This window comes from Nocardiopsis coralliicola (assembly GCF_054779695.1).
This window is the reverse complement of record NZ_BAAGXT010000005.1, coordinates 225,938-234,247: the sequence shown is the minus strand read 5'-3', so window position 1 is coordinate 234,247 and position 8,310 is coordinate 225,938. Positions and strand designations below refer to the sequence as shown.

Genomic DNA, 8,310 nt, shown 5'->3' with positions numbered 1-8,310 from the left:
GGGTGTGGAGGGCGGATCGCTGGGCGGAGCGGGCGGGGCGGGCGGCGCCGCGGCCGGCGGATCCGGCTCGGGCGGGATCGGCGCCTCCGCCCCGACCAGGGCGAACGCGGCTGCCGCGGCGACGGCGGCGACCGCCGTTCCGCCCGCCGCGCTCTGCTGCCCCTTGGACATGCGGCCGAACGGGCCGGCCGCGGCACCCGCGGACACCTGCGCCAGGTAGCCCGCAGCGGCGGGGCCGGCGAACAGCGGAAGGATGATCCCGCGCAGGCCCACGTTGACGTCCATCAACTCGGCGTAGACCTCGCGGCACTGGCCGCAGGAGTCGAGGTGGCTGTCGACGGTCCGGGTGTCCCGCTTCGCGAGGCCGCCGCGGACGTAGGAGCCGAGCAGTTCGAGCGCGGGCCGGCAGCGCGCGTCCGCCCCGCCGGAGAGGTGCATCTGCAGGTAGGCGCGGCGCAGCCCTTCGCGGGCGCGGTAGGCGAGGGCGGAGACGGTGTTCGGGTCGCGGCCGAGGATGCCGGCGGCCTCGGCGGGCTTGATGCCCTCGATCTCGGTGTACCAGAGCACGGCGCGCCACTCCGGCCGCAGCGAGAGGAACGCGCGGGCGATGAGCGACCGCTCCAGGCCCGCCACCGCGGGGTCGACGAACGGCTCGCCGCTGTCGAACCGCTCCATGTCGTCGGTGACGACCTGGCGGCGGTCCTTGCGGGCCCGGTCGTAGACGCAGTGCCGGAGCGCGGTGAGCAGGTAGGGGCGGAAGCCGTTGCGCGGACCGCCGCCGCGGCCGAGGACGGCGAGGACGCGGGTGAAGGTGTCGGCGACCGCGTCATCGACCTCGGCGTCGCTGCGCACCAGCCGGCGCGCGAGGCCGCGGGCGGCGTCGACGTGGCGCTCCCACAAAGTGCCGAACGCGGACGTATCGCCCGCTCTCACCCGATCAAGGAGCTCATCGTCGCCGACGAGCGACTCTGTGTGTCCATCCGGTGCGTCGGTCATACCTCCCCCTTCTGACATGTCGCCGCATCGCCTTGCCGCAAGCTTCCCGCACCGCCGCGGGCGGTGCGGCCGGAGCGGGAAAAAAGCCCGCCGAATTGTGTCCTGCGGCCGGAGGCCGCGCCGCGCCGCAGCGGAGCGGGCCCGCAGACCGCCCCGGAAAAAGTTCTGCGAAACCGCGTCATGCCTCTCCGGGCCATCCATGTAAGGGGTGAGGACGGAGCGTCCGGGCCCGCCGCAACGGGGGCGCGGGCCTGGACGCCCCCTCACACCACCGGCGAGCACAGCACCGGCGAGCACAGGGAGCGTCATCAATGGCGGAACGCGGACGGGGCGCAGCGACCGAGGAGGCCGCGCGGCGCAGGCAGCTGCGGACCCTCTGGAGCGGGCGCAGCCGGCTGGCCGGCTGGGACGCCCCCGAGGACTGGTGGACGCCGGTCGTCGACCACCTCTGCGCGGCGGCCGCGGCAGGCGGTGACCTCGCACCGGGCTGCCTGCGGCTGGGCCAGGCGCGGGCCCGCGCGGGCATCGGTGTCGGCAGGGCGCTGAGCGACCTGGCGGCGTTCACCGACGCCCTGGAGTGGCCGGAGCCGCCGCTCGCACTGGTGCGGGCACTGGCGGAGGGCTGGGCGGACAGCGGCCGCTCCCCGGACGAGTGCCAGGACCCGCTCACCGGCCTCGCCACCGCGGCGTTCCTGCGCACGCGGCTGGGTGAGCTCTACCGCGGCGGCGGGAGCGTGGCGGGCCACCGGCTGGTGATCGTGGCCCTGGACGGGGCGACCGACCCGTGGCGGCGCACGGCGTCGCTGATCGTCCTCGGCCACGAGCTGGGCCGGTTCTTCGTGCACGCCGAGTCGATCGCGCTGCTGAGCCGGGTGCGGATGGCGGTGCTCTCCGGCCCCGCGCCGGACTTCGCCGAACGCGCCCGGCACCTGCGGGAGAGCATCTGCCGCGAGCACGGCGCCGAACTGTGGACGGTACCGCTGCCGAACCGGCTGGAGGAGGCACGGGCGCTGCTCGGCGACATCGCCCGCCCGCTCACCGCCTGACGGGGGCCGGCCGGGGGCGGCGTCCTCGGCCGACTGCGGCGGAAAGGCTGCCCCGGCAGAGCCCGAGGCACCAGGCTGGACCAGCAGAAACAACTGAATGCCACTGGACGCCGGCGGTCTGCTCCGCAGAGGGGAGGGAGCGGCGCCGGCGGCCGGCGGCGGCGCCACCGGGAAGTGCCTTCCCGGCCGAGCGCGCCGCCGGCGCCACCGGGCCCCGAGTCCGGTGGCGGACGCCGCGGCGGGAGCGCCTTCTGGCCCAGTGGGGCGGCGCACCGCGCGGCACCTTGGGGCGCATCTGCTTGGGGAGGCGGATGCGCCCCTCCTCTGCCGGGGCGGCGAGCGCGGAGCCGCAGCCGAAGCGCCGCGCCCCCGCCACACACCCGTCACAACCGGCCGATCAACCCCACCAGCAACTCCGCCACCAACTCCGCCGCGCTCCGGCACGAACCCCCGGCGGCGGCCGACACATCGGCAACCGGCCACCCCCGCAGGCCAGCCAGATGCGCACAATGCGTGAAGTCGGGGTCCGACAGCACGTATCCGCAGGGCGCATCGGGCCAGTCCCCCACCGGCGGCAGGGGCTCGGTGTCGAATCCGGAGGGTGCGGTCTCGTCGGCGGGCATGCCGGGGCACTGGGCCGCGCGGAGCTCGGCGCGGGTGGCGATGCCGGGGCGGGGCATGAGGGCGTCGACGAAGACGTAGCCGGCCGGCGGGCGGTGGGCGGCGCTCAGGGCGGCGCCGACCGCGGGCAGCAGGGGGCCGGCGTCGCCGCGGGCGATGAGCACCGGCGCGGCGAAGTCGAATGCGGCAAGCTGCAGCGAGACGGCGGCGACGTGCCGGACCGCGTAGGGCGGCGTGTCCGGCTCGGGAGCGTCGGCGACCAGCGGTGGCGCGAACCTCTCGTCGAGCGCCTCGTACAGGCCGTCCCAGCCGCCGGCGGGTTCGAGCGCGCCGGGCAGCAGGACCGGGGTGAGGTTCCGGCTCACCGGACCGGCCGGGTCTCGTCGACGACCCAGTCGAGGTAGGCGTCCGAACCGCCGGTGACGGGGACCGCCACGATCTCCGGGACGTCGTAGGCGTGCACGTCGGTGAGGTGGGCGGTGAGCGCGTCGAGCCGGTCGGCCGCGGTCTTCATCACCACCGCCCACTCCTCGTCGGCCTCGATGCGCTGCTCCCACCGGTAGACGCTGGTGATCGGGCCGTGCACCTGGGCGCAGGCGGCGAGCCGGTGCTCGACGGCGGAGCGCGCGATGGCTTCGGCGTCGGCGCGCGATCCGGCGGTGGTCTCGACCCGGAGGTGCTCGGGTTCGGGTTCGGTCATGGCCCCCCGCTTTCGCAGCTCACAGCGGCGCTCGTCAACGCGCGGGGGCGCAGGCGCCTAAGCTCGTTGATCATGAGCGACCGCGAAGAACTCCTCGGACACATCAACGATAAGGCCGTGGTGCACGGCCGCGTCACCCTCTCGTCAGGACTGGTGGCGGACTCCTACGTCGACCTGCGCCGGGTGACGCTGGACGGGGAGAGCGCGCCGCTGGTCGGCAGGGTGATGCTGGCGGCGACCGCGGACCTCGGCTATGACGCGGTGGGGGGTCTGACGCTGGGCGCCGACCCGGTGGCGGCGGCGATGATGCACGCGGCGGTGGCGCAGGGCCGCCGGCTGGATGCGTTCGTGGTCCGCAAGGCCGGCAAGGCGCACGGCCTGCAGCGCCGCATCGAGGGGCCGGACGTGGCGGGGCGCCGGGTCCTGGCGGTGGAGGACACCTCCACGACCGGCGGTTCGGTGCTGACCGCGGTGGAGGCGCTGCGAGAGGCGGGGGCCGACGTTGTCGGTGTCGCGGTGATCGTGGACCGCGGTGCGGGCGCGCGGGTGGCCGAGGAGGGCCTGACCTACCGGTCCGCCTATGCCCTGGACGACCTGACGCTGTAGCGGCGGTGGCGCTCCGGGTCAGCCGGAGGCTTCGACGCTGAAGGTGTAGCCGGCCTCCTCGCCGGAGATGTCGGAGCGCTCCCCCTGCACGTAGACCTCGACAGCCGCGGGGTCGCTGACGGTGACGTCCATCGCCTCGTGGTTGTAGCTGAGGTGCTGGCCCTGGGTCATGGTGGTGTCGGTGAGCACGGTGCCGCCGGGCGCGCGGACGACCACGTCGGCGGTGTCGCCCACGACGCGGATGTAGAGCACCGAGTCCTCGGCGCTTCCGGCCTCCTCCGCCTCCGGGGCGGGCTCGGACGCAGTCGGCGCCGATGCGGAGCCCGGCAGGGAGTTGTAGAGGAAGAACCCGCCGAGGGCGAGCAGCGTGATGAAGAGTGCGACCGCTACGGCGATCGCCGCTATCTGGCCCGCCCCTCGCGGATCGTTGCGATGTCGTCCCACGGAGCGAATGTAGCGCGAATCACGCGCGGCATTCGAGGGCGGGTATCACCTTTGCCGCTTTTTCGGGCGATTCCCTGTTCAGAAGGGGGCGCCCGAAACCCGGTCGCGGTGGCGCACCGGACCCCCTCGGGGTGGCCCGCCGCGCCACCCGGAGCGGCAGAGCTACCGTCCAGTACGGGGCCGGGCCGGATCCGCGGAGCCCCGGGGCGGCGGCGCCGGACCGGTCCGGCGGCCCCATTGCGGCAGGGCCGAAGACCGCCGGTAGCAGCTGTCCGGATGCGGCCCCGCGCGCAAGCCCCGGCCGCCGAGCCCGGTGCCCGCCGGTCGGCGGCCGGCGGCCCGGCCGCCGGACCGCGCCGGCTGCGGCGGAGGCCGGCCTCGCCGGCGGCCTCCCCGCGTGCACGGCGCACCGCGCAGCGTGACCGCCGGCCGCGCCGGGGCACGCTCCGACCTGCCCGGGGAGGCGCCCGGAAGCCGCCGCAGTCCGGCAATCCTGCGGGATACTGGTGCCACACCCGCCTCCCCGCCCTGCGCGCTCGGCGCCTCAGGGAGGATGGGGACCGCACCGACCGACCACCCCAGGCCGAACAGGGAGACAGCACCATGCCCATCGCGACCCCGGAGGTCTACACGGAGATGCTCGCCCGCGCGAAGTCCCAGGGCTTCGCCTACCCGGCGATCAACGTGACCTCCAGCCAGACCCTGCACGCCGCCCTGCGCGGGTTCGCCGAGGCGGAGAGCGACGGCATCGTCCAGATCTCCACCGGCGGCGCCGAGTTCCTCTCCGGAGCCACGGTCAAGGACATGGTCACCGGTTCGGTCGCGTTCGCCGAGTACGCGCGCATCGTCGCCGACAAGTACCCGGTGAACATCGCGCTGCACACCGACCACTGCCCCAAGGACAAGCTGGACGGGTTCGTGCGCCCGCTGCTGGAGCTGTCCAAGGAGCGCGTCGCCAAGGGCGGGCAGCCCTACTTCCAGTCGCACATGTGGGACGGCTCCGCGGTGCCGCTGGAGGAGAACCTCACCATCGCCACCGAGCTGCTCGCCGCGTCCAAGGCGGCGGACACCATCCTCGAGATCGAGGTCGGCGTGGTCGGCGGCGAAGAGGACGGCATCGTCGGCGAGATCAACGAGAAGCTCTACACGACGCCCGAGGACGCGCTGCGCACCGCCGAGGCGCTCGGCCTGGGCGAGCAGGGCTACTACATGACCGCCCTCACCTTCGGCAACGTGCACGGCGTCTACAAGCCGGGCCACGTGAAGCTGCGCCCGGAGGTCCTCAAGGAGGCCCAGCAGGCGGTCGGCGAGAAGCACGGCCGGCAGAAGCCGTTCGACTTCGTCTTCCACGGCGGCTCGGGCTCCACGCTGGAGGAGATCCACGCGGCGATCGACTACGGCGTGGTGAAGATGAACATCGACACCGACACGCAGTACGCGTTCACCCGCCCGATCGCCGACCACATGCTGCGCAACTACGACGGCGTGCTGAAGATCGACGGCGAGGTCGGCAACAAGAAGCAGTACGACCCGCGCGCCTACGGCAAGGCCGCCGAGGCGGGCATGGCCGCACGCGTGGCCGAGGCGAGCCGCCAGCTCAAGTCCGCGGGCAACCGCATGTAGCGGCCGCTCCTGACCGGCCCCCGGTTCCGCGCGAACCGGGGGCCGCGGTGCGCCCGGCCGCCTGATCCTTGGGCGGACGCAGCGGCCGGGCGCGCCGCACCCGGGGCTCTGCCCCGCTCCCCCGCCCCCTGTTCCTGCTGTTCCCGCTGTTCCTGCGCTGCGCCGGTCCGCCGCCTGCGCGCGGCAGCACCCACCCGGCGGGCCCTGGCAGGATGGGGCGCATGGATCCGCACCAGAACCTGCTCGGCGAACCGCCCGCCACCCGCCTGCCCGACCTCACCGAGGCCCGCGAGGCACTCGAGTCCGGCACGGACGCGGCGCAGGTCGCCGCCGACTTCCCCGCCTTCTCCGCCGCCTGGGCCACGCTGGCCGAGGCCGCGCTGGCCGAGGACCGCCCCGTCGCGGCCTACGCCTACGCCCGCACCGGCTACCACCGCGGCCTGGACCAGCTGCGCCGGTCCGGCTGGAAGGGGCACGGCCCGGTGCCCTGGGAGCACGGGCCCAACCGGGGCTTCCTGCGGTCCCTGGCCGCGCTCAGCAAGGCCGCGGGCACCATCGGCGAGGCCGAGGAGGAGGAGCGCTGCCGCACCTTCCTCGCCGACAGCAGCCCCGAAGCGGCGGCCGCGCTCGCCTGACCCGGCTGCAGCCCGGATCTGCGCCGCGCACCGGGGCCCGGATCCCGGCCGGGCGGTCCTCGCGCCGGGCCGCACCGGCGCCGGGACCGCCCACCGCACCCTCCGCACTGACCGGGCAATTCACCGCTTAACGGGTGCGGCTCTGTCGTGTACGCTCTATCCGCAAGGGCCCCTGTCGCTGTCTTGCGCCGGGGGCCTTCGCCTGTCCGGGGGGCACAGCGCCTGTCCGGGGGGCACAGCGCCTGTCCGGGGCGCAGGTGCGCCGCGGGCGCGCGGGCCGGGGTCCGTGTGCTGACGAGGAATCCGTGCAGTCGAGGAGAGTAGGGGTGCACCCGCATGCCGGCGATCACGCTCGTGGGGGCCCAGTGGGGCGACGAGGGCAAGGGCAAGGCCACTGACCTGGTTGGCGACCGCGTCGACTACGTGGTGCGCTACCAGGGCGGCAACAACGCCGGGCACACCGTCGTCATCGGCGACCAGAAGTACGCCCTGCACCTGCTCCCCTCGGGCATCCTCTCGCCCGACGTGGTGCCGGTCATCGCCAACGGGGTGGTGATCGACCCGGCCGTCCTCTTCGAGGAGCTGACCGGGCTCCAGGAGCGCGGTGTGGACACCTCCAAGCTCCTGATCTCGGCAAACGCGCACCTGATCATGCCCTACCACCGCGAGCTCGACAAGGTCAGCGAGCGGTTCCTCGGCAAGGGCCGGATCGGCACCACCGGCCGCGGCATCGGCCCCACCTACGCCGACAAGATCTCCCGCGCCGGCGTGCGCGTGCAGGACATGTTCGACGCCGGGATCCTGCGCAAGAAGGTGGAGCTGGCGCTGCACGACAAGAACCAGATCCTCACCAAGGTCTACAACCGCCGGCCGATCGACCCCGAGCGCGTCATCGAGGAGTACCTCGGCTACGCGGAGCGGCTCCGCCCGCACGTCACCGACACCGCCCTGGTGCTCAACCGCGCGCTGGACGAGGGCAAGAACGTCTACCTCGAAGGCTCGCAGGGCACGCTGCTCGACATCGACCACGGCACCTACCCGTTCGTCACCTCCTCGTCGCCGACGTCCGGCGGCGCCTGCGCGGGCGCCGGCATCGGCCCGACCCGCATCACCAAGGTGGTCGGCATCCTGAAGGCCTACACCACCCGCGTCGGCTCCGGCCCCTTCCCCACCGAGCTGCACGACGAGTGGGGCGAGTGGCTGCGCAACCAGGGCCACGAGTACGGCGTCACTACCGGCCGGAACCGCCGCTGCGGCTGGTTCGACGCGCCCATCGCGCGCTACGCCACCCGGGTCAACGGCATCACCGACTTCTTCCTCACCAAGCTCGACGTGCTCACCGGCCTGGAGTCGATCCCGGTCTGCGTGGGCTACGAGGTCAACGGCGAGCGCATCGATGAGATCCCGCTCACCCAGACCGAGTTCCACCACGCCGTGCCGGTCTATGCGGAGCTGCCGGGCTGGAGCGAGGACATCACCGGTGCCCGCTCGTTCGCCGAACTTCCCGCGAACGCGCAGAAGTACGTGCGTACTCTGGAGGAGATGGCCGGCGCCCCGATCTCGGCCATCGGCGTCGGCCCGGGCCGGGACCAGACCCTGGAGCTGCGCCCCCTCGTCTGATCCGCACGGCCCGGCGTGA

9 protein-coding genes are annotated in these 8,310 nt (G+C 74.0%); 5 read left to right on the top strand and 4 right to left on the bottom strand.

The window, feature by feature from the left end; all coding sequences use genetic code 11:
- The coding region (locus ACYVGT_RS06680) for a sigma-70 family RNA polymerase sigma factor (protein WP_460855535.1) at positions 1-996 on the bottom strand (996 nt) is incomplete at its 3' end.
- A gap of 311 nt (positions 997-1,307) precedes the next feature.
- Here ACYVGT_RS06680 and ACYVGT_RS06675 point away from each other — a divergent pair.
- Entirely contained in the window at positions 1,308-2,042 is a 735-nt protein-coding gene (locus ACYVGT_RS06675; RefSeq protein ID WP_460855534.1) for a hypothetical protein, read from the top strand.
- Between the two features lie 383 nt (positions 2,043-2,425).
- On the opposite strand, the gene ACYVGT_RS06670 is transcribed toward ACYVGT_RS06675, so the two are convergent.
- Positions 2,426-3,028 (bottom strand): hypothetical protein, encoded by a 603-nt coding sequence (locus ACYVGT_RS06670; RefSeq protein WP_460855533.1) that lies wholly within the window; start codon positions 3,026-3,028, stop codon positions 2,426-2,428.
- Positions 3,025-3,363, bottom strand: a complete 339-nt coding sequence (gene cutA / locus ACYVGT_RS06665; RefSeq protein ID WP_460855532.1) for a divalent-cation tolerance protein CutA — start codon at positions 3,361-3,363, stop codon at positions 3,025-3,027. The genes ACYVGT_RS06670 and cutA overlap by 4 nt, the downstream gene beginning before the upstream one ends.
- 72 nt (positions 3,364-3,435) lie before the next feature.
- On the opposite strand from cutA, the gene pyrE reads away from it, so the two are divergent.
- On the top strand, positions 3,436-3,969 hold the full coding sequence (gene pyrE / locus ACYVGT_RS06660; RefSeq protein ID WP_460855531.1) for an orotate phosphoribosyltransferase: 534 nt from the start codon (positions 3,436-3,438) through the stop codon (positions 3,967-3,969).
- An 18-nt stretch (positions 3,970-3,987) separates the two neighbouring features.
- Here pyrE and ACYVGT_RS06655 read toward each other — a convergent pair whose 3' ends face one another.
- The gene (locus ACYVGT_RS06655) at positions 3,988-4,413 is read right to left on the bottom strand and encodes a RodZ domain-containing protein (RefSeq protein ID WP_460855530.1); all 426 of its coding nucleotides are present in this window, start codon (positions 4,411-4,413) and stop codon (positions 3,988-3,990) included.
- Positions 4,414-5,016: 603 nt separating this feature from the next.
- On the opposite strand from ACYVGT_RS06655, the gene fbaA reads away from it, so the two are divergent.
- From fbaA to ACYVGT_RS06640, 3 genes are all read left to right on the top strand, one after another.
- A complete protein-coding gene (fbaA, locus tag ACYVGT_RS06650; RefSeq protein ID WP_460855529.1) occupies positions 5,017-6,036 on the top strand; it encodes a class II fructose-bisphosphate aldolase in 1,020 nt (339 codons plus the stop codon).
- 221 nt (positions 6,037-6,257) lie between these two features.
- Complete coding sequence (locus ACYVGT_RS06645; RefSeq protein WP_460855528.1) at positions 6,258-6,671, top strand: DUF3151 domain-containing protein; 414 nt, start codon at positions 6,258-6,260, stop codon at positions 6,669-6,671.
- Between the two features lie 336 nt (positions 6,672-7,007).
- Positions 7,008-8,291 carry an adenylosuccinate synthase gene (locus ACYVGT_RS06640; RefSeq protein WP_460855527.1) on the top strand — a complete coding sequence of 428 codons (1,284 nt, stop codon included), beginning with the start codon at positions 7,008-7,010 and terminating at the stop codon, positions 8,289-8,291.
- Positions 8,292-8,310: the final 19 nt, after the last annotated feature.

Bases quoted from the DNA above. Each gene is read 5' to 3' on its own strand.
- fbaA (WP_460855529.1), top strand. From the start codon at position 5,017: ATGCCCATCGCGACCCCGGAGGTCTACACGGAGATGCTCGCCCGCGCG.
- ACYVGT_RS06645 (WP_460855528.1), top strand. From the start codon at position 6,258: ATGGATCCGCACCAGAACCTGCTCGGCGAACCGCCCGCCACCCGCCTG.
- pyrE (WP_460855531.1), top strand. From the start codon at position 3,436: ATGAGCGACCGCGAAGAACTCCTCGGACACATCAACGATAAGGCCGTG.
- ACYVGT_RS06640 (WP_460855527.1), top strand. From the start codon at position 7,008: ATGCCGGCGATCACGCTCGTGGGGGCCCAGTGGGGCGACGAGGGCAAG.
- ACYVGT_RS06675 (WP_460855534.1), top strand. From the start codon at position 1,308: ATGGCGGAACGCGGACGGGGCGCAGCGACCGAGGAGGCCGCGCGGCGC.
- cutA (WP_460855532.1), bottom strand. From the start codon at position 3,363: ATGACCGAACCCGAACCCGAGCACCTCCGGGTCGAGACCACCGCCGGA.